The organism is Methanomicrobium mobile BP (assembly GCF_000711215.1).
Lineage (GTDB): Archaea > Halobacteriota > Methanomicrobia > Methanomicrobiales > Methanomicrobiaceae > Methanomicrobium > Methanomicrobium mobile.
The window spans coordinates 1-22,646 of the sequence record NZ_JOMF01000006.1; the positions used below are offsets into that span (position 1 = coordinate 1).

Genomic DNA, 22,646 nt, shown 5'->3' on the forward strand with positions numbered 1-22,646 from the left:
TGTGTCTCACCGGTTTTGAAGATACGTTTCACTTCGGCACACTGATTCTATCGACTTTGTTTAAATCTAAAGGAATTAGCGGTTAATAAATAAATTTCCGCATTATCAGTACCAACGTCGGAACCAACACTCCCATCCGAGCGATTTTGGCTCCCCATCAGAAGAAATTCGAGGAAACAATATTGGACTTTATTACTAATAAAGTACGTTGTTTCCTACCTATACAGCGGACTTTTTCTGCTCGCGGTTTTTCACCGTTTCTTTGAGCAATCCACGATATTTTTGAATTTCTGCTTTATTACGCCGTTTTTATCACGGGCGTTTTCCCGTGTTTGGGGCGTAATACTTTCAGCCTTACAATGTTAGTGTGCGGCGTATATAAGAGTTGCCAATTGCGAAAGAGAATATGGGTATGCAACGGCATTGCGGCATATGAAAAACTCGACATATCGGAATTTTTTCCGCTACAATAATACAATCGCGCAGATTCACACCGTCAAATATCGCATGATCGCGACCCATACGGCAAAACCATATGCAATACCCTTACGCAACAACCAAGGCAGGCATTGCTCAAAAAAAGATTGAATATAATTTGATTTGATCACAACACTCTCAGATACAGTTCAGCTTTTTTAGATCGGTCTGAACGTCCGATGCCGCCTGAATGCCGAATGTCTTCACAAGCAGATCGAGGACTGCGGGCGAGACAAACTTCGGAAGAGAAGGTCCGAGCATTATGTTCTTTACACCCAGATGAAGCAGAACAAGAAGGACAAGAACCGCTTTCTGCTCGTACCAGGCGATATTGTAGGATACGGGAAGATCGTTTATTCCGCAACCGAATGCCTCGGCAAGAGCGGATGCGATAACGACAAGACTGTAGGAATCATTACACTGTCCCGCGTCAAGAACACGCGGAATGCCGTCGATATCCCCCAGATCAAGAGTATTGTATCTGTACTTCGCACAGCCCGCCGTCAGAATCACGGTATCCTTCGGCAGCGCTTTTGCAAACTCGGTGTAATATTCGCGCGCACTGTCGCGTCCGTCGCATCCCGCCATAACAACGAAACGCCTAATCTTTCCTGCCTTGATAAGCTCGATGACCTTACCCGCAAGCGCCAGAACCGCATCATGACCGCATCCGGTAAGCATGGGCGGAATCTTAAGATCTTTCGGTGCCGGAGACTGCTTTGCAAGCTTAATCACTTCGGAGAAGTCCTTTCCCGACGGAGTCTCGGGTATGTGAACGCATCCCGGGAAACCCACGGCGCCTGTTGTAAAGACTCTGCCCTTGTAGGACTGAAGCGGCGGCACAATACAGTTCGTGGTAAATACCACCGGACCGCCGAAGGACTCGAGCTCGGCTCTCTGATTTGCCCACGAAGTTCCGTAGTTCCCTTTGAAGTGCTTGTATTTCTTAAATTCCGGATAAGCATGCGCGGGAAGCATCTCGCCGTGAGTGTATACGTCAACACCCGTTCCTTCGGTCTGCTTCAGAATCATCTCGAGATCTTTGAGATCATGACCGCTTACCGCAATTCCCGGGTTGCTTCCTGGCGTCGTGTTCACCTTCGTTATCTCGGGAACGCCGTAGTGACGGTTTGCCTTGTCGAGCAGAGCCAGAACATCAGCGCCGTACTTTCCGCATTCGAGAACAAGCGCGGTTCTCTCCTCGATTGAGAGTTTCATGAATCTTGACGCGAGCGCTTTGGTGATGAAAGCCAAAAAGGCGTCATTCTTCTCACCGAGTGCGACCGCATGGGAGTAGTATGCCGCAAGCCCTTTCACGCCGAAGAGCAGCAGCGAGAAGAGCGAACGTTCGTTCTCATCCGCGATTGCATCCAGCCCGATCTTCTCCGAACCGACAATTTCCTCTTCGTTTGCCGGTTTCCACGAGCATGCTTCGGGTTCATCCGCTTTGGACGGAAGACTGTCGCGGTGATCGGTTATGCACTTAAGATACCCGACAAAGCGCGCCTTATCGAAGCTTACATTCGTAAGTGTAGCAAAGAGCGGCTCTATAATACAGGGTTCGGGGAGTTTTCCCTCCGCATTCAGTCTGTAACAGAGTCCCGAGAGACAGTACAGTACCGCATCCTGATAAGCCGCCGTTACTTTATCCTTACCGCATACGCCGCCGTGAGTGCATGCCGGTGCTTTTGATTCCTGACATTGTTGACAATACATCTGTGTCACCTGCTTTCTTTTTGATATTTAGTATATTGAGTATACTAAGATATATACGAAAGAGTTTCCAAAACTATACCATGGACGAAAACTGCACGGTGAATCTGACCGTGAAATATCTGACAAAGAAATGGACTCTGCTTATCATTCTGGAGATCTATAAGGGCGAAAACTCAACGCGGCGCTTCTCCGAACTTAAAGATAGACTTGACGAAATTACCCCGAAGATTCTCTCGGAACGTCTCACCGAACTGGAAGCGGAAGGAATAGTCAAAAAAACGGTTGATGCTTCAAAAGTGCCGATAATCTCAAAATATACACTTACCGAGAGCGGTCTTGAACTTATAGACGTTATCCGCGGCATAAAATACTGGGCACTGAAATGGAAGATAGACAATATCCCCTGCGGCAATCAGGAATGCAAAAACTGCCGCCTCTGAGACGAAACCGGATAAATAAAGGAAAAAACAGAAAAGTGTCCGTAACGACATAAAAAGAGTTTTCAAATTTTTCAATATTTCAAATACCCGCAGTTCGCAGATCAGCGGTGCCGTTTCTCAAGTTCGGCAAGAACGTCCGCAAACTCGACATCGGTCGCCTTGAGCGCGAGTATCAGGTGGAATAAGAGATCGGCGGCTTCCTCGACCTTGCGCTCGTAGCTGTCGTTCTTGGCAGCGATTATGAACTCGGTTGCCTCTTCGCCGACCTTCTCGAGAGCTTTGTCCATTCCTTTTCTGTGATTGAGAATATCAAGAACATAGCTCTTTTCAGGCGGATTCTCAATCCTTGAGAGAATTGTCTCCCATATCTCGTCCAGTATTGCAGTATCGGTCATTTTTTCACTCTATTATTACTCTATTTTTTACTCAATATTTTCATTCTATATTTCAATCTGTTTTTTCACTCGGTTTTTTCATTCGGTTTTTTCACTCTCATTTAAAAGGAGGACTTCCCCCATATCCATTCCGAAATATCTCTGCAGAAGCAGACCCGCTTTCGCGACATTGCAGCCGTTTTTGCCGATTGCAATCCCGAGAGAACTCCGCTGCGAGAGATAAACATTCACTTTTCCGGACTCTTCGTCCGCTTTCGCACTGTGAATCTGCGCGGGTTTAAAGATATTTTCGACGAATGTCTGAAGGTCTTCGCCTTCCTCCACCATCTCTATGCGCTTACCGAGTGTCTTCGTAAGACGCTTTATGTTTGCGCCGTCCTTTCCGATGGCAAGACCCATATCGCCTTTCTTTATGACATAGATGATACGATCGAAACCGTCGTCGATTATGCAGTCAATCGCCGTCGACTTGGAAGCATTCTTAAGCTCCTCAATATACCGCCGCTCTTTAAACCCGATATCAGACCGCATAAAATACTATAATAGATAGAACCTGCTTCATTAAATTACTTGCACAGACACATGCAAAAAAATGATAAAATGATTGGGGGTCAATTGATCAGTCGATAGGCTCAATGCAGTCTTCATACATAACCCGCTTTTTCCTGCATACAATGTCGAGAATGCCGTTTTTAATGCAATGAGTAAATCCGCGGGCTGTAACCGCGCAGGGAAGGTCGATATGATAATCGATTAAGCCGAAACCGATATGCACGGATCTCTCGGATACGTCAATCTCCGGCAAGACCGCGATATCGAAAGGAACTTCGACCGTAAGGTAAAGAAGATCATCCCCTTCCACGATCTCGTATTCCAGTTCGCGTGCATCCGCCTTGATTCTGCCGCCGGGGATATCGTGCGTGATGATACGCGGCTCACTGTCGGGTCCGGAGATTACCGTGCATCCGATAAAGCGGGTATTGCCATCCTTTTGCAGGTTTTCGATAATACCCTCCACTACTTTTGCAATATTCTTAAAGACATCGTCGCCCGTATCATCTGACATAATTATCACATATCCTGTATAGACTGCCTGTTCTCTCCACTATTCCTTTTGCCTCGAGTCCCCGCAGACCTTCGGCAACCTCCGGGACCGGAGTTTTCAGTAACTGACTCAGATCCTCAGCACTTATCTCATATCCCGCAAGTGCAAGTACTAAGTTCAACTCTGTCTCGCTACCTATTATTTCTTTGCAGGCTGTTTTCAGTTCCAGTATTTTATCGTTTACCTCGGACTCCAAAGCTCTCAGATCCGAGAGAATTTCAGAGCGCGATTCCATAAGATAACGGATATCAGATATACAGCCCAAAGTGCGCCCGACATCCGCGTCGGAAATGCGTCCGGAAACGGCGGCGTTATCTTTGTCTGCGACGGATGTGCCGCGCGTATCCGATGATGAATCCGATGCGGCGCAGTAACCGTCAGCGCCGGCAGCCTCATTATGCGGCACCCGGGACTTTGCTTCTTTCAGAAGAGCGGAATCGGCAGGCAGACCTTCATATTCGGCATTGCTTATAGCCTCGGGACTTATGACTATCTGGAAATTATTCGAGAGATAGTAGTATTTCCTGCGGTTTAAGTCGTATCTGACCGATAATATCTGTTCGCGCTCCATAAGCTGAAGATGATCTATCACTGCTTTGGGGCTTATCATAAGCAGATCGGATATCTCCGTAACAAAACACGGCCGCTCACGCAGGAGCATGATAATTCTGCGGCGGTTTTTGTTGCCGAGAATATCGAGCATGCGCGAGACATTCTCATCTTCAAGCATATATACCAAAAGTAAGTGTAAGTAATATATTAATGTAGTCAATACCCCGAGGCATGAGGCGGTTAAACCGTGACGGATACTTACGAAAAAATCTGAAAAAAAAGGAATATTGTATCGATGAGAACGGATTTGTATTCGAAATTTATTTTGAAATTCTGTAATTGGGTGCCTCGTCCGTGATCAGAATATCGTGCGGGTGGCTCTCAATCTGACCGGCTGCGGTAATTCTGATGAATTTCGCGTTCTCTTTAAGGTCGCGGATTGTTGCCGAACCCGTATATCCCATCGCGGATTTAAGACCGCCGATAAGCTGATAAATGACCTCGGAGACCGTGCCCACATAAGGTGTTGCACCCTCGATACCTTCGGGAACATACTTGTTCTGACCGATATTCTTCTGGAAGTATCTGTCGCTGGAATGACCGCCCGTCATCGCGCCCAGAGATCCCATGCCGCGATATTGCTTGTATTTCCTGCCCTGAATCGAGATGACGCGTCCCGGAGCCTCGTCAGTTCCAGCAAAGAGACTGCCGAGCATTACGCAGTCGGCACCCGCGGCGATTGCCTTTGCGACATCTCCGCTGTATCTGATACCTCCGTCCGCGATAACCGGCACATTGTAGCGCGACGCAACCTCGGCAACCGATGAAATTGCCGTAATCTGCGGGACGCCGACACCCGCGACAACTCTTGTCGTACAGATTGACCCGGGTCCGATACCCACCTTAAGACCGTCGACATACGGGGCAAGCGCTTCCGCGGCTGCGGCGGTCGCGATGTTTCCGGCAACGACGTCACAGGATACGGCTTCCTTGATCTTCTTTACGGACTCGACTACATTCAGGTTATGACCGTGCGCACAGTCCGATATGATTACATCGACGCCGGCCTCATCGAGAAGTTTGGCTCTCGGAATATCGAAAGGTCCGACTGCCGCGGCAACGCGAAGTTTTCCGTCCTTATCGTGGTTGGCGTTGGGATACTGCTGACTCTCGAGAAGGTCCTGCATTGTGATGATACCCAAAAGGCTGTTATCTTCGGAAACGACCGGCAGCCTCTCGACCTTCTTTGTATACATAAGCTCAAGCGCACTCTCGAGCTTGACGGAAGCATCCACGGTTATCGGGTTTCTCGTCATGACCGTGCAGATATTCTCGGATGCGCGTGAAGGCATTATGCCCCTTAAGTCGCGGCGCGAGACAATGCCCACAATCTTGTTATCCTCAAGAACAGGCAGACCGCCGATATTTCTCTCGCGCATGAGGTAATGGACATCGGCAACGGTTGCATCCGAGGATACCGTGAGAACATCCCTCTCGATAAATTCGCCGGCACGCTTGACGAGTTTCACCTCTTCGACCTCGCGCTCGGGCGTCATGTTTCTGTGAATTACGCCGATACTGCCGGCGCGTGCAAGGGCAATGGCCATTGTCGAGGTGGTAACGGTGTCCATTGCGGCAGAAACAAGAGGTATTGACAGATTTACATTCTTTGAAAAACGTGATTTTACATTTACCTGATTCGGCTCAACAGACGATGCCGCAGGTATTAAAAGAACGTCATCAAATGTGAAACCGGTTTGCATATCCAGTTTTTCGGTATACATATAATATATTCACCTTACCATTGCAATAGCTTTTTGCACAAGTTCTTCACGTATGGCATTACTGCGGTCACCGCCGCAGACCATACCGCGGACGCCGATGATCTCGGGGTTGATGCGCTTTAAAACAGGCAGATCGTCGAACTTCAGCGAACCCGCAAGTGCGGTCCTGAGACCGAGTGCGCGGTTCTTTGAGGTGAATTCGGTCAGTTCAGCCTCGTTTAAGTGATCGAAGAGGCTCTTTCCGTCCTTGATTGCGGTATCGATCATTGCGACATCCGCGCCCGCCTTTGCCGCGATGGGCGCCATGTCAAATGGAGAGATCGAGTCCACCCTGCCGTAATCCGCATAGGTCGCGATTACGACGGTTTTTTCGGGGAACTTCCACTTTACTGCGCGTGTAACCGCCTGAATAAACTCAAGAGCCTTTTCATCACCGTCAAACATCAGACCGACTTTGACATAATCCGCGCCGGCACATGCCGCGCCGAATGCTCCCTGCGATGCGCCGCCGGGCAAAAAAGCATAATCTCCGATTGCGGCGCTGACCGGTTTATCGGTCATATCTTTTATAGCCGCAATTACCCACGGAAAGTTTGCGCCGAGCGACCCTTCCGAGGGTTTTTTCACATCAATTATGTCAGCGGAAAGTGCGTATTTTGCTTCTTCCGCACTTGCCGGACTAACTAACAAATCCATATTAAGATTATGGTATTCAATATAATTAGTGATTATTATCCATTCGCGTCTGGAGGCAAAAACCGTCACTAACAGGACCGCGCATAAGGGTATCGCGCATACGACGCATACGAATGCCCGTGCCGAATCAATCTCCGATACCCTATGCCAGATTCCTGCGACGGTCAGTAAACAGGACGCGACCCGCGTTGACACACGGTGACTCACGGTGCGCACAATGACGCGGTCGCAAAATAAAAGAGAAACATTACTATTACTCAGAATAAAGCATTGAATTGCAAACATTGAATTACAATAATTAAATTACAAAAATCTAATTGCAAACAATTCCGAGAGAGACGGCATCACAATGAAGATATATTTAGCTGTGGATATCCTCGACGGCAGGGTCGTTCAGGGATATAAGGGTCAGAGAGATATCTACAAACCTCTGGACTGGGGTCTGGCGAAGTCGGTCATACCTCACGAATATCTGGCGGAGATGCGGCCTAAGAATGTCTATATCGCCGACCTCAACCGAATCCTTGGCAAGGGCGACAACAATGAGGCTATTCTTGCCTGCGGCATCCTGAAGGACGGGATAGATTCCGCCGTCATCAACCGCGGCTCGAAAATGCCTGAAGCGCGTATGGGTGACCCTTCGGGGAGATACGCGGACTGGGCGGATAAACTGGAATATGTCATAAGTACGGAGACATGCCGCGGCATACAGAGCGATTTCGATTTCGAGTTCTTCAGCATAGTGATAAAGGACGGACTCGCCTCTCCGTCGGGGGAGGTACCGGAGAAAGTCTTCAAAGAGTGCGTAAACTGGAATTTTAAAGGCGGCGTCGTGATGAATCTCTCAAGTGTCGGCGCGGAGGACAGTATGGGGGGACTCGATATAGAAGCCATCAGAAAAGCATACCCGCATCCGAAGACACTTCTCTACGGCGGCGGCGTCAACAGCACGGATGACCTTATGCGACTCAAAGACGCAGGTTACGACGGCGCGATAATTGCGACCTCGGTTCATAAAGGGCGCGTGCCTTTGGAGTTACTGCGTGCGGGGGAGATCTGAGATGCTGGTTACAATCGAAGGTATTGACGGTACGGGAAAGAGCACATTGATTGAGGGGCTTAAAACCGAACTTGCCGATTTGAACCCCGTATTCACCCGCGAACCCGGAAGTTCGTGGATCGGCGGGGCGGTAAGGCGCGGCATAAAGGAAGAGATCAATCCGATAGCCGAGGCACTGCTCTTCGTAGCCGATCATGCTGTGCATGTAAATACCGTAATCAGACCGGCATTGCGGGAGAAAAAACTCGTTATCTCCGACCGCTACTCGGATTCAAGATATGTGTATCAGTCAAAGACCCTCAAGGGATATATTGCCGATCCCGTGAAATGGCTGAAAGACATGCAGAGTGAATGGACGGTCGTCCCCGATATCACATTCCTGCTTGTTCTTCCTGTGGAAGAGTCCCTGCGCAGAATCAATGCCGAAAGAGAGAGCACCGAGCACTTCGAATCCGACGGTGTCCTCCGCGAAGTTCAGGAAAATTACATGAAACTCACCGAAGAGGAGCCGAAACGTTTTGTGATAGTCGATGCCAAAAAGGATAAAGAAGAGATATTGAAATTTGTGGCGTCGGTAATAAGATCTAAGATAGTTTAACAAAGTACCGTCAGACATAATCTTCAATCAAAATCATGCATTTTTATCCGGTCGCATTCATTTTTATTCACTTTATTCCGACTCACTCCATGCAATTACAGCCATTTTTTTAACCCGTACAGCCGATAGTATATTAAAAAATTACGGGAAAATTATTGATACTGAAAGAGACAGAAAGAGGCAGCGGGGAATAGAGATGAGCGGAGAAAGGATACTTATTGTCGACGATGAAGTTTCGGAGGCTATCGACACACGTAAACTGTTGAGAAGCAATAAATTCGACATTGCGGGTCTTGTCATAAACATTGTCGATGCCATCCAGCAGGCGGGTGCGGATAAACCGGATCTCGTTCTGATGAAGGTGGGCATCTCGGGAGGCATGGATGTCATTGACGCCGCATCCAAGATTATTGCAAACTATAATCTGCCGGTTCTCTTCATTGTCAAAGACAACGACATAGAACTTCTGAGTAAGATCAAGAAACTGAATAATCCCGTAATCGTAATTCATCCCTACACCGAAATCGAGCTTGTAAAAAGCATAAAAATAGCCCTCACCCGTCATGCCGCCGAGATGAAAGCCATGCACGAGAAGGAATCGGCAAATGTCGATCCCGTCCAGACGGAACTTGCGGCAATACCCGCGCCGGCAATCACAATCAACAAACGCGGCGCCATTACAAGGATAAACAAGGATATGGAGTTCCTGACGAAATTCTCAAAGAACGAGCTTATCGGCAGGAAAGTAATGTCCCTTATCGCCGCTTCCGACGGCGCCGTCTCAGAAGAAAAGGTAGATGACGCTGACGAAGAGAGCATTACGGGAATCTGGCCGGATAAAGTGCTTATCAGGACGGCGGACGGCGGCACGAAAAAAGTCGTGGTAATGTCCGGATTCCTCAAGGACTACGGCGACAATCTCGACGAGATGGTGCTTATCTTCAAGAAGGTCACGGGCGAGGTCGAGTTCTCGACAAAGGACATAGACGTAATCTTTGCCAAGGTCTTAAACTCCCTTGAAGATATGGTATTTGTCCTGAACAAAGACATGGAGATCACCCACTATAACTCAAGATTCTTTAAATTCGCAAAACGTCTGGGTATTACCGAGTTCCAGCTCGAACGTCCGCTCTATGAGATATCTCAGTTCTCAAAGATTGCCTCGGTAAACATGTATGAGGAACTCTTCAGGACAGGTGCGGAGACAAAACAGCTGCGCAGATACGGTTCGGAAAAAGAGCCGCTATATATGTATTTCCGCTTTATTCCGTTAATCTCCGAGGGTGAAACAACGCATATGATCACGGTCATGCGCGATATCACCGAGATTGAGGAGGCGCGCCAGAACAGCAAGAGCATCTATGAAGAATTCATGAAGAACAGGACACTTATCAGCAAGATTCAGAGGGGAATGTCCGATATCAGAGCCTCAATGTACCAGATTATCAAGTTCGTGGAGAAAAATCCGGAGAGAACCACAAATCCTTCACTCAAGCAGATGGCAAAACTGACAAAGAATGCGGAGCAGAAACTTCTCGCTTTCGATGTCGTCTGGTCAAAATACGAGACACAACTCAATATGCTGCAGATGAATGCGAAATATAAGTTCGACAAAAAATAACGAATGCATAAAAAGCATCAGACAAAAAGTCAATAAAAACATTAACCCTTAAAACCATTTTTCAAATAAAATTGCTTATTACAGACCGGCATTCACGGGATAAACGCTCTTTGCGAAGGAATTGCGCACATTACAATGAATCGGAAAGAGGGTGTCAAATGAAAATAAACTTTATTATCTAATAGGCATATAAGAAAGTATAAGTATATATACCGACTTCGGTTGCTCTTAAACAATACCGCCAATCACCGGTATATAGATTGAATTTTTGGTATTATCATGACCCGATAACGAATAGCGCTGCAAAATACCCCAACCATATCCAAACCGGATGTCCAACCAAATAACTTGAGAAACGGCAAAGGGAAGACAAATGACAGGTGAGAAGATACTTATTGTCAACGATGTGGTCTCGGAGGCTATCGCAATAAGACAAATTCTGAGGAAGAATAAGTTCAATATTGCGGGTCTGGTTATCGATATCGTTGATGCCATTCAGGAGGCGGGTGCGGATAAGCCCGATCTTGTCCTGATGAAGATAGGTATCTCGGGAAGTATGGGTGTCATTGATGCCGCCTCAAAGATCATATCAACCTACAATCTGCCGGTTATGTTCATAGTCGGAGATAACGACGTTGAGCTTGTGAATCTTATAAAAAAGATAAACAATCCCGTTATCCTGTTCCAACCGTTCAAGGAAGCCGATCTCATTAAAAGTATTAATTCCGCCATAACCCGTCATATTGCCGAGACGAAACTCCTTGAGGAGAAGGCGATGGCAAACATCGACCCCATTCAGACGAAACTTGCCTCCATACAGGCTCCGGCGATTACAATCAACAAACGCGGCGCAATCACACGAATGAACAAGGAGATGGAATTACTTACAAAATATACAAAGACCGAGCTCATCGGCAGGAAATTCCTCTCACTTATCGATACAACGGACCGCATAGAATACATAAAAGGTCACGAGATTGATGAGGAAGACAACGTGGAGATATGGCCCGACAAAGTCGGTCTTAAGATTGCCGACGGAAGTACCGCAAATGTCCTTATTATATCGGGTTTCATCAAGACCTACGGGGACAATCTGGACGAACAACTGCTGATCTTCAAGAAAATGACGGGCGAGGTCGAGTTCGCAACCAGAGGAATGGACATAATCTTTTCCAAAGTCCTGAACTCCCTTGACGACATGATATTTGTTCTGAACAGAGATCTTGAGATTACACACTATAATTCCAAGTTCTTCGTATTCGCCAAACGTCTGGGAATTACCGAGTATCAACTCACTCACCCGATATACGAGATCTCGAAGTTCTCGAAGATCGGTGCCGTAAACATGTATGAGGAACTTTTCAGGACAAACGCGGAGACGACTCAGATGCGCAGATACGGTTCCGATAAAGAATCGCTCTATATGTATTTCCACTTTATTCCGCTCGTCACAAACGGCATTACAACTCAGATTGTTACAATAATGCGCGACATAACCGAGACGGAAGATTTACGCCAGAAGAGCAGGGATATCTCGGAGGAGTTCATGCAGAACAGGGCGCTTCTCAAGAAGATCCAGACAAATATATCCGATCTCAGATCGTCGATGTATGAAGTCGTAAAATTCGTCGAGAAGTGTCCTGCCACAGCCAGAAACCCCACGGTGCTTCAGATTGCCAAACTGACAAAGAAAGTGGAGCATAAACTTCTGGCATTCGATATTCTCTGGTCAAAATACGAGACTCAGCTCAATATGGTGCAGATGAATGCCAAATACAAATTTGACAAGAAATAATCAAAATACTGATACTGATTGAAGCTATCCCCTAAAATATCCCTAATACGATTCTTTTTTTCTTTTCTGCGTTATGATTGTCTGTCCGGCACTTTTCGCGGGTTTTGCCCGATATACCGACAGGTTTTTTGATCTCGTCAAGAAAATTCCTGCTGAAAAATTGAAAAATTGAAAAATTGGTAAATTGAAAAATTGGTAATTCGGTTATTGTGAACCGTTACAATTCAGTTCTTGTGAACCGTTACGATTACATCCTCGGAGAGTGTGAGAACTTCCACTTTCTCGCCCTCAACGCTGAATGAGTATACCGGCTCAAACGAATCCGCAATAACCTCAATCTCGGCACCGTCAACCTTGACCGTCTTGGGCGGGTTCAGAATCTGATCCTCCGGGAGTGCCTTGATTGCATTCATGTAACCGCTCGCCTGCTTTCTTAGTTTGGGACCGATGACACCGAAGTTAAACTTCACATCCGAGACCGCGCGGGTAAGCTTGGGCTTCTCGCACTTAAACTCGACATTCGCATTGATTGCAGATGCGCAGTCGCCGCCGTCGTTGATCTCGAAAGGCGTGTAGACAACCACATGTCCGAGCGGGGCATTGAGTGCCATTCCCGCATCGTGCTTGTAGCGGCGAATCTCGGATACGACCTTTACAACCAGATCGCCCTCATCGAGAGCAAGTTTGTCGACATAGTCGAAGTCAACCCAGGACTGTTTGTGAACGCTCTTGCCGCCGGTAAGAATCGTATAACACTCCTCCGCGAAGAAAGGAGTAAACGGCGCAAGCATCCTGCACAGGGCATCGATTGTCGTGCGCAGCGCATAGAGAGCGCTTGCCCTTCCAGCGCCGTCACTGTAGAGACGTCCCTTTACGAGCTCTATGTAGTTGTCGGCAAAGATATCCCTTGCAAACTCACGGATGACGCGGATGGCGCCGTCGAAGTTGTAGACGTTCATGAATCCCGTGACATCCTTCTCGACCTGCGAAAGTCTGTGCATGAGCCATCTGTCCGCAAGAACCTCCGCCTTGTCGGATTCGGGACCTCCCTTCTCGAGCTGCATCATTGCAAAGCGGCAGATATTCCACATCTTCGTCTGGAAACGCGCACCCGCGGTTATGTCGTTCCAGCTGAAGACAATATCCTGTCCCGTTGCCGCACCGCTCGCACTCCACTGCCTGAATGCATCCGCGCCGTGCTTTGAGAGGACTTCCTCGGGTACAATGACGTTTCCGCGGCTCTTCGACATCTTGAAACCGTCGTCGCCGAGCACCATACCGTTGACGAGGATCTGCTCCCACGGCTTTCCGCCCGTGAGCGCATTCGCGCGCAGAATTGTGTAGAATGCCCATGTTCTTATGATATCGTGACCCTGCGGACGAATCTGCGCGGGGAAAAGGTCGGGCACTTTCGAGCCGTCCCAGCCGGTTACGTTGAGAACGGAGATCGATGAATCCATCCATGTATCCAGAACATCGGTCTCGCCGACAAACTCGTTGCCGCCGCACTTCGGACAGGCATGCTTGGGTTTATCCACGGTAGGATCGACAGGTAAATCGGCTTCGTCGGGGAGGATGACCTCGCCGCACTTCTTACAGAACCATACCGGAATCGGGGTGGCAAAGATTCTCTGCCTTGAGATACACCAGTCCCATTCCATCTGCTGTGCCCAGTTCTCGAGGCGCGATCTCATGTGCTCCGGCGTCCAGCTGATCTGCCTTGCCTTCTCCAGAATCTCGTCGTTGTGAACCTTGACGAACCACTGGCGTTCCGAGAGAATCTCAATCGGCGTCTTGCATCTCCAGCATGTACCAACGTGCTGGTCAAGAGGCACCTGTCTCTTAAGGATACCCTGACTCTTCATGTCGGCGAGGATTGCCTCACGGCATTCGGTCGAGGTCATTCCCTGATACTTGCCGGCAATCGAGGTCATTCTGCCTGTCATGTCGATTGCTTTTCTCAGGTCGAGTTTATGCTGTTTCCACCAGTGAACATCCTGCTTGTCACCGAAGGTACAGATCATTACGGCGCCGCTTCCGAACGAGGGATCGACGGCTTCGTCCGTGATAATCTTAACACTGTGACCGAAAAGAGGAACCTTGAGTGTCTTGCCCTTAAGCGACGTGTAGCGCTCGTCGTCGGGGTGGACGGCAACCGCGACACATGCCGCAAGAAGTTCGGGTCTTGTGGTTGCTATCTCCAGACCGTCAAAGTCGAAGTAATTGAGTTTTGTTGTCCTGTCCTCGTATGAGACCTCGGCGAAAGCGATTGCCGTTCCGCAACGTGTACAGAAGTTTACGGGGTGCTCGCTCTGATAGATGTCGCCCATCTTATACATTCTGAGGAATGATAACTGAGTCTTTTTGTAATACTCGGGCATCATCGTGATGTATTCGTTGGACCAGTCGTTTGAGAAACCGCAACGCCACATTGTCTTGCGCATCTTCTCGATGTTGGAGAGTGTAAGCTCGCGGCACATCTTTCTGAACTCTTCACGCGGAACGTCGTTCTTTGTGATTCCGTTGAGTTCCTCTACCTTAACTTCGGTAGGAAGTCCGTGGCAGTCCCAGCCCTGCGGAAACATGACGTTATATCCGCACATTCTCTTGTATCTGGCAATGAAATCAATATAGCACCAGTTAAACGCGTTTCCGATATGGAAGTTTCCGGTAGGATACGGCGGCGGAGTGTCGATTACAAACTGCGGCTTTTTGGAGTGACGATCAAAATAATAGTCCTCTTTCTTCCACGTGTTCATCCAACGCTCTTCTACCTCTATTGGATCATAGTTTTTAGGTATTTCCTTTGGCTGAGACATATTCCCTTATATTTTGTTCCTGTTATGAGATATATTTGTTGAGAGAGGATCGCGGAAACACCCTGCCTCGGAACTTTATTCGTAAGGATGTGGTAATGACTATGGTCAGAGCTATGGTAAGAGTTATACTAAGGATTGTGATTCGCACGGACCATGATTAATATTAAATCGGTCAGTAACAAACTTTATTTATCATGGCAGTCGGTAAAAATGCGGAACTGTGGCTGGCGCTTATCGCATCAGTTGTCGCCGTCGCGATAGCGCCGCATATCAGACCGCAGTGGATTGTTGCCGTTGCCGCAATAATTATCTGCGCACTTTACTATCTGATTGCCAATTCGCGTTATCCCGCAATAGGTATAGGAATAATCGCGGTTCTCTACGCCGCGGATATGATCTCACTGATGATCTTCCTATCGACGATTGCCATCGTCATTATGGGAGAGTCGGCTTACAGAATATGTCGGGATGAAAAACGTAAACCGCTGGCATTCCTTGCGGTCGCGGTCGTAGCCTCGTTTGCCACGACATTTTATCTCGGATATACGCTCTATCTCGTCCCGCTTACGGGTATCATCGTTGCCGCGATGTTAAAGACCATTCTTAAGAGGCGTGAGGATGCACTGCTTCTGGAATGTTTCGGAACGGCAATGACCATGCTTCTCTTTGAGGATATCAGTTACGTTCCGAGGATGGATCTGCTCATCTTTGCGATAATTATCTCTTTTGCATTCGGAATCGCGGCATACGAGATGCGTGCCGCCGATCTGTCGGGTCTATTCAGCGCCGCACTCATGGGTATCCTCATCATTGTCTTCTCGGATATCACGTGGTTCTTTGTAATGCTGACTTTCTTCATACTCGGCTCGGGATTTACGAAATTCAAGTATGATGTCAAGAGAAAACAGGGCGTTGCCGAGTCGCGCGGAGGTATGCGCGGATTCCTGAATGTCTACGCAAACGGCATGGTGTCGCTTGCCGCAGCCATCCTCTACGGCATCTACGATCAGAATCTCATATTCGCGGCACTCTTCCTGGGCAGCGTATCCGCGGCAATGGCGGATACGACGGCAAGCGAACTGGGTATGCTCGGCAAGCGCCCGTATCTTATTACGACATTCAAGCGCGTGCCGAAAGGTACGGACGGCGGCGTCACGCTCTTCGGCGAGGTGGCGGCGGTGATTGCCGCGATTATTCTATGCGCCGCGGCATATTTCATGGGTATGGCAACGCCGGAGATTGCCGCCATATGCGTTGCGGCAGGTTTCGTCGGCACGAATATCGACAGCCTTGTCGGCGCAACTCTCGAACGCGGCGGCTATATCCACAATACGGGAACCAATTTTATCTGCACGCTCTCGGGCGGTCTCTTCGCCGTGCTCCTCTATATTCTGCTTATTTGAGCGCCAAGTCACTTTTTATAAAAATCGTCGACGCTTAAGTTGCTGTCGTCAGATTTTTCAGGTATCTTTCCGAGCATGGAGATCAAAGACACCGTAAGTTCATCGCGGTAGAATATCGCCTTATACGGCATAAAGAGAAGTGTAAAGAGGAGAACTGCAATTCCCGCAAGAACGGCGGTTACAAAGACGCCGTGTTCTCCGAGAAGGCTGACGAGGTTTGCGGGATCCTGCGAGAACGCCGCAAGCTCGGACTGCGACATGGTAAGCAGAGGTTCGAACTCCTCCGCAAGCAGAGAAGACCAGATCATCGTATAGCCCATGAATAAGACGAAGACGAGCAGAGCCGCGACAATATAGAACAGAATAACCTCGAGCGGCTTTGCCATTACAAGCTCAATGCTTCTCTTAAGGCTCTCGAAGATCTTCTTATCCTCGAATATTGCCGCCGTATCAAAGAAGAATGTCAGCAGAATCAGCGCGATGCCGATGATATACGCAAATACGAAGAGCCCTGCGGCACCGGTGAAAAACGCAGGTACGGTCGCAATGAACGTTAGCAGAATAATTGCAAAGAGCAGTAAGAAGCAGGGGAGCATTACCCTGAAGTAGCCCCCGGCGGCGGACTTAATGTAAGCATTGACCGAGAAATCGCCGCTTTTCACCGCGGCATAAGTTCCGGCGATGAAGAAGGGGCTTACGAAGATGAAGAAGAGAATCGCAAGCTTCAGTCCGAAATAATCCGTGATATCCGCAAGACCAAACATTACCGCCGCAAATACGAACAATCCGGCAATTATCGGATATATCCACATTACCGGATTCTTCAGCGTCAAAATTCCCTGATTAAGTGCCTGCATTCCCATAAATATTCAAGTCCGTTTTTCCCAAAAATTATGATATCAGCGGTTTCTCGGCATTGCCGCAATCTCTCTTACCTGAAGGTTGAAGTAAGATGCCGTGTGAGAAGGCTTGATGACGCATACGGTATCGGCGCCCTCCATTGTGCCGCCGACGGCGATAACTTCCTCATCGGGACTGACATAGCCCTGATCCGCGGCAATGAGCGTGCATTCGACGGCGACCTTGAGTCCTACGGCAATGGTGCGCCTAAGAGTCTCGGCTATAACTTCGGTCCTCGAGACTCCGCCGAGTGCGGGATTTCTGGAGATTGCACGTTCAAGACCCGAGAGGGCATGTGTTCCCGTGACAATCGTCACACCCTTGGAGCGCAGATCCTCGGCAATCCCGGTCGAGAACTCCCATTCGCCGGGCTTTGAGAAACCGACGACATGCGTCACGACTATCTCTTTAAGCCCGCTTACCTTTGAGATCTCCTTATGGAACTCGACCGCGGTCGCACCGCTGCAACTGGCAACGACAATCTTTGATATCCCGAGTTCTTTTGCGCGTTCAACGGCAATCTTTGCGCAGTCGCGTGTATTCTCGGCTCCGGGTCTGTCGAAGTAACAGACAATCTTCTGCGTATATGTCATGATAACTATATTGTCGGCAGGAACCGATTTATTTTTTATCGTAATATTTCGTCGGAAAATGCAGAGAAAAAAGTCAGAATTATATCAAAACAAAGCCAACTGAGATTATCAGGATATCACGGACGGCGAGATGAAAAAATGATAAACTTAGCAATCGCGGGCAAACCGAACTGCGGAAAATCGACATTTTTCGCCGCGGCAACAATGGCACCCGCTGAGATAGCAAACTATCCTTTCACGACAATAGACGCCAATAACGGCGTTGCATACGTGCGTGTGGAGTGCGCATGCAAAAGTCTCGGGATCGAAAACTGCCCCGCATGTCAGAACGGCGTGCGCTTCATCCCGATTGGGCTCATAGATGTCGCGGGACTTGTCGAGGGAGCGCATGAAGGGCGCGGTCTGGGAAACAAGTTCCTTGACAACCTTCGCGAAGCCGATGCAATAATTCACATTCTGGACGCAAGCGGCTCTACGGATGCGGAGGGCAACCCCGTTGACCGCGGCTCGCATAATCCCAAACAGGATATCGGATTCATCGAGTCAGAGATGAAGATGTGGGTCTACGGTCTTATCGAGAAGAATTGGAACAAGATTCAGCGCTCGTCCCAGCAGAAGAACTACTCTATTGAGGACGCGGTTGCCGATCAGCTCGCGGGACTTCAGATCACGGTCAATCATGTCGAGGAAGCGGTCAGAATCACGGGCATAAACCTCAAGACCTGCAATGAGGAGGAACTCATCAACTTCTGCGGCGTCCTTGTTCAGCACGCAAAGCCCTTCATAGTCATCGGAAACAAGGCGGATTTCGCACCGGCGGAACTTCTGGATGAACTGAAGAAGGAGGACATAAAGTTCACATGCGCCGCTGGCGAACTTGCCCTGAAGAAAGCCGCGGAAGCGGGACTCATCAACTATATCGCTGGCGACGGCGATTTCACGATAAATGCGCCGGAAAAACTTACCGCGCCGCAGAAGGCGGGTCTTGAGGCAATCCGCGCCATGATGAAACAGTTCGGCGGCACCGGCGTTCAGCAGGCGATAAACAGCGCGGTATTCGACCTTCTCGACATGATTGTCGTATATCCGGTCGAGGATGAGAACAAATACTGCGACGGCAAAGACAGGATTCTCCCCGATGCATACCTCATGAAACGCGGCTCAACCCCGCACGATCTCGCATATCAGGTCCACACCGATATCGGAAAGGGTTTCCTCTACGCAGTCGATGCAAAGACAAAGATGCGCATCAAAGAGAGTCACGAACTCAAAAACGGCGACGTAATCAAGATAGTTTCCACAAAGAAATAATCTTTTTTGCCTTTTTGGCATTTTCTGCTTTTTGGTATTTTCTGCTTTTTTTGGTTTTTCTGCTTTTTTTGGTTTTTTCTGTTTTTTTTGCTTTTTCTTTTTTGTACATCCTGACGAAGGTTGCGATCGCCCCCGTTGCCGTGCCCGTCACGAAAGCCGACATGACGAGCCGAAATCAAAAAATAACGTCTGACAATTGTCGGACGACTCTTTTCGGCAGAAAGCATTTTTATAGATAAAGTCCAATACTGTGTCAATTATGAGTACTGAGATCTATCAGGCACAGGTTATACGAAACTTCTTTGACACTATAACAGGTACCGATAGGAATCTTACCCGCATCTACATGTGCGTTATAAGTCTTGCTAAACTGCGCTCGGAAGAGCCGGAAAAGCTCGCTCACCTCATCGATCAGATGAAGAAGAGCAAGGTTAAGAAGGAGCTTTCCATAGATATCATAGACTATATGTGCACCTGCGCCGCCGAGATTGACATTACTCACGTGCAGACCGCTTTCGGCGTCCGCGAGATCTCGGATATGGCGGATACGTTTAACTCAATAAGCCTTGACTCGTTCTGAAATACGGGGCGTCGGTCATAAATAACTTTTTTTTCGGTCTTTTTTGACTTCGCAATTCTGCGAAATATTGTCATTCAAAAATGAAATTATAGATAAAATTCAAAAAGAGTTGATTTTTATTTTTCTGTTTCCAGAATCTCACGCATTCCGGTTCTCAGATCCGCAAGTGTGTACTTCTTCAGTTCATCCTCCATTGCGGTCTGTATGGCTTTCAGTTTGTCATCAAGCAGGGCATGAATATTCCGTCCGACCGGACAATCGGGATTAGGCGCTTCATGAAAACGGAAAAGGTCTCCGCCTTCCAACGGCTCTATAGCCTGATAAACGTCGAAAAAACTGATCTCGGATAAATCCCTTGTCAGTGTGATACCGCCTGTGCCCCTGGCAACCTTAATGAGTCCCGCTTTCTTCAGTTTCGCCAAAATCTTACGTATGATTACCGGATTGGTATTGATACTGGCGGCAAGGAAGTCGCTGGTCACCTTATAGTTCTCTTTAAAGGTATCCACGCAGGTGAAGATGTGTAGGGCCACGGTAAATCTGCTTGATATCTGCATTACATCAAGATAGACGCCGCCAGTATAGAACTGTTTTGCTGTAATTCAGATGATTACATCAGAATTTTCCGTTCCTGTTTGCCCACGTATCCTCTGAGGCAATGGTCTCCATGACATCCCAGTGCTCGACAATCTTTCCGTTCTCAATGCGCCAGAGATCGTAGTATGAAGTGGGTACGCCGCCGAAAGTGCCTTCCGAGACCGCAAGAACAAAATTGCCCTGTGCAAGGACCTGATGAACCGTATCATAGACCATACGGATATCCTTCTCCGCAAGAGCGGCCAGCGCGTTACCTAGACCTGAGAGTCCGTCGGCAATACCCGTATTGTGCTGGATGTAGACATCGCCGTTAAAATACGAAGGTGTCTTCTCGGGTGCCTTGCCCTGCAGAACATCGTGAAGGAAATTCTTCACCAGCCGGCGGTTCTCCTCGGTCTTGTCAAGATCTTTAAGCATGTTTGCACCGTCTATCTGCGTATGACCCGAAGGATTGAGCTCTGCTTTAGCGGCAAGGTTATCCCAGTGCTCGGCAATCAGACCGTTCTCATCGATACGGAATATGTCGAAAGCAACCTGATCTCCCGCTCCCGCAAAATTGTATACGGTCTGAAGAAATACCTTATCGCCGTCCTCAAACGCGCGAATGTTCTTTACTGTTGTCTTGACCGGCGCGGAAGCAAGCCATGCCACGCTGTTTACAAAGGCAACACGACCTGTGCCGTATGCAAGGTTGTGCTGAATGTAACCTTCAGCAAGAAGGGACTCAGCTTTTCCTGTATCTCCGGTAGCAAATGTATTAATGAGTGCCAATGCTTTTTCCTTGTTTGTCATGATGGTTTTCACCAAATTATTGTATGACCTCTTTTGATATAACCATTATGGTTACAACAAACATAGGCAGGCAATACCCCTAAATAATTTCAATACCGATTACCGCCAAAATTACTCGGACATTAATCGAGTAATCTCGCAGTTACACCAGAAATAAACCTGAAATCTACAAATAAAGCGAAACGGACGACCCGCATGAATCCTCAAAAATATCTGACGCCGCATATTTTGATTGTTCTCATCGTCATTCTCTCGATAGTCGCACCGTTTTCAACCGACATGTATCTCCCGGGTCTGCCGATAATCGTGGAATACTTCGGGACCACGGATGCCATCCTCAACATGACGCTCTACGGCTTCATGATGTTCATGGCTGTGGGCATACTCATCCTCGGACCCATAAGCGACAAATACGGACGAAAACCCATACTGCTCGTATCGCTCATAGCATACACGATAATCAGCACCCTCTGCGCGTTTTCGCCCGACATCCGGGTATTCATTCTTCTCCGAATCATACAGGGTATTGCCGCAGGCGGCATGCTGGTTATCTCAACCGCGCTCATAAAAGACTGCTTCGAGGCATCGATACGCGACAGAATCCTCACGCTGACTGTCGTGATGGGCGTCGTGGGACCCCTGCTCTCCCCGATCGTCGGCGCATACCTTATTGAAGCAATCAGTTGGCAGTCGACGCTTATCGCGCCGGCGTTTCTGACCGCCGCATCGGTCATTGTGAGTCTGTTCTTCACGGAATCCCTGCCCGAAAACGAGAAATTTACGGGCAGCGTTCTCGGCGTAATCCTTCATCAGATAACGCTTTGCAGGAATAAGGCGTTCACGCTCTTCCTGCTCTCGACAAGCATGCTGAAATTGCCGTTCATGGCATTCCTTGCGGTATCGTCCTACATCTTTATCGCCGGATACGGAATCAGCGGCTCGCTCTACAGTATCTTTCTGGCAATAGACATCGTGGTCGGAACCGCGGGCATGCTTGTCATTCAGCAGATAGGCTACCGCATCGGCGGCAGAAGAACGGGACCGATATTTATCGCGCTCGGGTTCTTAAGCGGCATTCTCATGCTGACCTTCGGACATGCCGGCGCATACATCTGCCTCTTATGCTTCATCCCCTGCGGAATCTCCGCAATCGGAGTAAGACCCTACACAATCAGCAATCTCCTTAAGCAGTATGACGGCGATACGGGCTCGGTTTCATCGCTCTTCAACTTCACGGTCATGTTTATCGGCTGCACGGGCATGATAATCGGCACCCTGCCGTGGCCCGACTATATCACGGGTCTCGGAACATGCAGTATCTGCGCGTCGATTGCATCGGCAGTTCTGTGGATAATACTCGTGAAGAGCGGCATGAAATTAAGAGGAATGGATTAATTTAAGGATTGATTTAA

General features: G+C 48.4%; 21 protein-coding genes. 9 read left to right on the forward strand and 12 right to left on the reverse strand.

Annotated features, from left to right (window positions below):
• Positions 1-615: 615 nt before the first annotated feature.
• Entirely contained in the window at positions 616-2,193 is a 1,578-nt protein-coding gene (gene hcp / locus T502_RS04075) for a hydroxylamine reductase (protein ID WP_042705891.1), read from the reverse strand.
• 80 nt (positions 2,194-2,273) lie between these two features.
• On the opposite strand from hcp, the gene T502_RS04080 reads away from it, so the two are divergent.
• Positions 2,274-2,633, forward strand: coding sequence for a winged helix-turn-helix transcriptional regulator (locus tag T502_RS04080; protein ID WP_042705892.1), 360 nt, complete (start codon positions 2,274-2,276; stop codon positions 2,631-2,633).
• 101 nt (positions 2,634-2,734) lie between these two features.
• On the opposite strand, the gene hisE is transcribed toward T502_RS04080, so the two are convergent.
• The 6 genes from hisE to T502_RS04110 form a co-directional block, all read right to left on the reverse strand.
• Positions 2,735-3,028: a phosphoribosyl-ATP diphosphatase gene (gene hisE / locus T502_RS04085; protein WP_042705893.1), complete on the reverse strand. Its 294-nt coding sequence runs from the start codon at positions 3,026-3,028 to the stop codon at positions 2,735-2,737.
• Between the two features lie 78 nt (positions 3,029-3,106).
• Complete coding sequence (locus T502_RS04090; RefSeq protein ID WP_042705894.1) at positions 3,107-3,559, reverse strand: NusA-like transcription termination signal-binding factor; 453 nt, start codon at positions 3,557-3,559, stop codon at positions 3,107-3,109.
• Positions 3,560-3,647: 88 nt separating this feature from the next.
• Positions 3,648-4,094, reverse strand: a complete 447-nt coding sequence (locus T502_RS04095) for a hypothetical protein (RefSeq protein ID WP_052359148.1) — start codon at positions 4,092-4,094, stop codon at positions 3,648-3,650.
• Entirely contained in the window at positions 4,084-4,863 is a 780-nt protein-coding gene (locus tag T502_RS04100; RefSeq protein WP_042705895.1) for an ArsR family transcriptional regulator, read from the reverse strand. Before T502_RS04100 ends, T502_RS04095 begins: the two co-directional genes overlap by 11 nt.
• A 142-nt stretch (positions 4,864-5,005) precedes the next feature.
• The gene (gene guaB, locus T502_RS04105; RefSeq protein WP_042705896.1) at positions 5,006-6,469 is read right to left on the reverse strand and encodes an IMP dehydrogenase; all 1,464 of its coding nucleotides are present in this window, start codon (positions 6,467-6,469) and stop codon (positions 5,006-5,008) included.
• A 9-nt stretch (positions 6,470-6,478) separates the two neighbouring features.
• Positions 6,479-7,165 carry a (5-formylfuran-3-yl)methyl phosphate synthase gene (locus T502_RS04110; RefSeq protein WP_042705897.1) on the reverse strand — a complete coding sequence of 229 codons (687 nt, stop codon included), beginning with the start codon at positions 7,163-7,165 and terminating at the stop codon, positions 6,479-6,481.
• 349 nt (positions 7,166-7,514) lie between these two features.
• On the opposite strand from T502_RS04110, the gene T502_RS04115 reads away from it, so the two are divergent.
• The 4 genes from T502_RS04115 to T502_RS04130 all read left to right on the forward strand — a co-directional run bounded on the left by T502_RS04115 (position 7,515) and on the right by T502_RS04130 (position 12,239).
• On the forward strand, positions 7,515-8,225 hold the full coding sequence (locus tag T502_RS04115) for a HisA/HisF-related TIM barrel protein (RefSeq protein ID WP_042705898.1): 711 nt from the start codon (positions 7,515-7,517) through the stop codon (positions 8,223-8,225).
• A gap of 1 nt (position 8,226) precedes the next feature.
• A complete protein-coding gene (gene tmk / locus T502_RS04120; protein ID WP_042705899.1) occupies positions 8,227-8,823 on the forward strand; it encodes a dTMP kinase in 597 nt (198 codons plus the stop codon).
• A 196-nt stretch (positions 8,824-9,019) separates the two neighbouring features.
• Positions 9,020-10,444, forward strand: a complete 1,425-nt coding sequence (locus tag T502_RS04125; protein ID WP_042705900.1) for a PAS domain-containing protein — start codon at positions 9,020-9,022, stop codon at positions 10,442-10,444.
• Positions 10,445-10,817: 373 nt separating this feature from the next.
• Positions 10,818-12,239, forward strand: a complete 1,422-nt coding sequence (locus T502_RS04130; protein WP_042705901.1) for a PAS domain S-box protein — start codon at positions 10,818-10,820, stop codon at positions 12,237-12,239.
• A gap of 224 nt (positions 12,240-12,463) precedes the next feature.
• Here T502_RS04130 and T502_RS04135 read toward each other — a convergent pair whose 3' ends face one another.
• A complete protein-coding gene (locus T502_RS04135; RefSeq protein ID WP_042705902.1) occupies positions 12,464-15,058 on the reverse strand; it encodes a valine--tRNA ligase in 2,595 nt (864 codons plus the stop codon).
• Between the two features lie 194 nt (positions 15,059-15,252).
• Between T502_RS04135 and T502_RS04140 the strand changes: the two genes are divergently transcribed.
• A complete protein-coding gene (locus T502_RS04140) occupies positions 15,253-16,461 on the forward strand; it encodes a TIGR00297 family protein (RefSeq protein WP_245597758.1) in 1,209 nt (402 codons plus the stop codon).
• 8 nt (positions 16,462-16,469) lie between these two features.
• Here the strand turns inward: T502_RS04140 and T502_RS04145 are convergent, their stop codons facing one another.
• On the reverse strand, positions 16,470-17,324 hold the full coding sequence (locus T502_RS04145) for a DUF7847 domain-containing protein (RefSeq protein ID WP_042705903.1): 855 nt from the start codon (positions 17,322-17,324) through the stop codon (positions 16,470-16,472).
• Positions 17,325-17,360: 36 nt separating this feature from the next.
• Positions 17,361-17,954: a pyruvate kinase alpha/beta domain-containing protein gene (locus T502_RS04150; RefSeq protein WP_042705904.1), complete on the reverse strand. Its 594-nt coding sequence runs from the start codon at positions 17,952-17,954 to the stop codon at positions 17,361-17,363.
• Positions 17,955-18,092: 138 nt separating this feature from the next.
• Between T502_RS04150 and T502_RS04155 the strand changes: the two genes are divergently transcribed.
• Both T502_RS04155 and T502_RS04165 read left to right on the forward strand, forming a co-directional pair.
• The gene (locus T502_RS04155; RefSeq protein ID WP_042705905.1) at positions 18,093-19,265 is read left to right on the forward strand and encodes a redox-regulated ATPase YchF; all 1,173 of its coding nucleotides are present in this window, start codon (positions 18,093-18,095) and stop codon (positions 19,263-19,265) included.
• Positions 19,266-19,524: 259 nt separating this feature from the next.
• Positions 19,525-19,845: a hypothetical protein gene (locus T502_RS04165; protein ID WP_042705907.1), complete on the forward strand. Its 321-nt coding sequence runs from the start codon at positions 19,525-19,527 to the stop codon at positions 19,843-19,845.
• 116 nt (positions 19,846-19,961) lie between these two features.
• Here the strand turns inward: T502_RS04165 and T502_RS04170 are convergent, their stop codons facing one another.
• Together T502_RS04170 and T502_RS04175 are read right to left on the reverse strand one after the other, a co-directional pair.
• Positions 19,962-20,402, reverse strand: a complete 441-nt coding sequence (locus T502_RS04170) for an Rrf2 family transcriptional regulator (protein ID WP_042705909.1) — start codon at positions 20,400-20,402, stop codon at positions 19,962-19,964.
• Between the two features lie 58 nt (positions 20,403-20,460).
• A complete protein-coding gene (locus T502_RS04175) occupies positions 20,461-21,234 on the reverse strand; it encodes a nuclear transport factor 2 family protein (RefSeq protein ID WP_042705910.1) in 774 nt (257 codons plus the stop codon).
• 195 nt (positions 21,235-21,429) lie between these two features.
• Here T502_RS04175 and T502_RS04180 point away from each other — a divergent pair, with 195 nt between their 5' ends.
• On the forward strand, positions 21,430-22,629 hold the full coding sequence (locus T502_RS04180; RefSeq protein WP_052359149.1) for an MFS transporter: 1,200 nt from the start codon (positions 21,430-21,432) through the stop codon (positions 22,627-22,629).
• The last annotated feature ends 17 nt before the right edge of the window (positions 22,630-22,646 follow it).

Excerpts from the sequence above, each read along its gene's own strand:
- guaB (WP_042705896.1), bottom strand. The coding sequence starts at position 6,469 with ATGTATACCGAAAAACTGGATATGCAAACCGGTTTCACATTTGATGAC.
- T502_RS04135 (WP_042705902.1), bottom strand. The coding sequence starts at position 15,058 with ATGTCTCAGCCAAAGGAAATACCTAAAAACTATGATCCAATAGAGGTA.
- T502_RS04165 (WP_042705907.1), top strand. The coding sequence starts at position 19,525 with ATGAGTACTGAGATCTATCAGGCACAGGTTATACGAAACTTCTTTGAC.
- T502_RS04090 (WP_042705894.1), bottom strand. The coding sequence starts at position 3,559 with ATGCGGTCTGATATCGGGTTTAAAGAGCGGCGGTATATTGAGGAGCTT.
- tmk (WP_042705899.1), top strand. The coding sequence starts at position 8,227 with ATGCTGGTTACAATCGAAGGTATTGACGGTACGGGAAAGAGCACATTG.
- T502_RS04180 (WP_052359149.1), top strand. The coding sequence starts at position 21,430 with ATGAATCCTCAAAAATATCTGACGCCGCATATTTTGATTGTTCTCATC.
- T502_RS04100 (WP_042705895.1), bottom strand. The coding sequence starts at position 4,863 with ATGCTTGAAGATGAGAATGTCTCGCGCATGCTCGATATTCTCGGCAAC.
- T502_RS04110 (WP_042705897.1), bottom strand. The coding sequence starts at position 7,165 with ATGGATTTGTTAGTTAGTCCGGCAAGTGCGGAAGAAGCAAAATACGCA.
- T502_RS04130 (WP_042705901.1), top strand. The coding sequence starts at position 10,818 with ATGACAGGTGAGAAGATACTTATTGTCAACGATGTGGTCTCGGAGGCT.
- T502_RS04115 (WP_042705898.1), top strand. The coding sequence starts at position 7,515 with ATGAAGATATATTTAGCTGTGGATATCCTCGACGGCAGGGTCGTTCAG.
- T502_RS04175 (WP_042705910.1), bottom strand. The coding sequence starts at position 21,234 with ATGACAAACAAGGAAAAAGCATTGGCACTCATTAATACATTTGCTACC.
- hisE (WP_042705893.1), bottom strand. The coding sequence starts at position 3,028 with ATGACCGATACTGCAATACTGGACGAGATATGGGAGACAATTCTCTCA.
- T502_RS04095 (WP_052359148.1), bottom strand. The coding sequence starts at position 4,094 with ATGTCAGATGATACGGGCGACGATGTCTTTAAGAATATTGCAAAAGTA.
- T502_RS04170 (WP_042705909.1), bottom strand. The coding sequence starts at position 20,402 with ATGCAGATATCAAGCAGATTTACCGTGGCCCTACACATCTTCACCTGC.
- T502_RS04155 (WP_042705905.1), top strand. The coding sequence starts at position 18,093 with ATGATAAACTTAGCAATCGCGGGCAAACCGAACTGCGGAAAATCGACA.
- T502_RS04125 (WP_042705900.1), top strand. The coding sequence starts at position 9,020 with ATGAGCGGAGAAAGGATACTTATTGTCGACGATGAAGTTTCGGAGGCT.
- T502_RS04150 (WP_042705904.1), bottom strand. The coding sequence starts at position 17,954 with ATGACATATACGCAGAAGATTGTCTGTTACTTCGACAGACCCGGAGCC.
- hcp (WP_042705891.1), bottom strand. The coding sequence starts at position 2,193 with ATGTATTGTCAACAATGTCAGGAATCAAAAGCACCGGCATGCACTCAC.
- T502_RS04140 (WP_245597758.1), top strand. The coding sequence starts at position 15,253 with ATGGCAGTCGGTAAAAATGCGGAACTGTGGCTGGCGCTTATCGCATCA.
- T502_RS04145 (WP_042705903.1), bottom strand. The coding sequence starts at position 17,324 with ATGGGAATGCAGGCACTTAATCAGGGAATTTTGACGCTGAAGAATCCG.
- T502_RS04080 (WP_042705892.1), top strand. The coding sequence starts at position 2,274 with ATGGACGAAAACTGCACGGTGAATCTGACCGTGAAATATCTGACAAAG.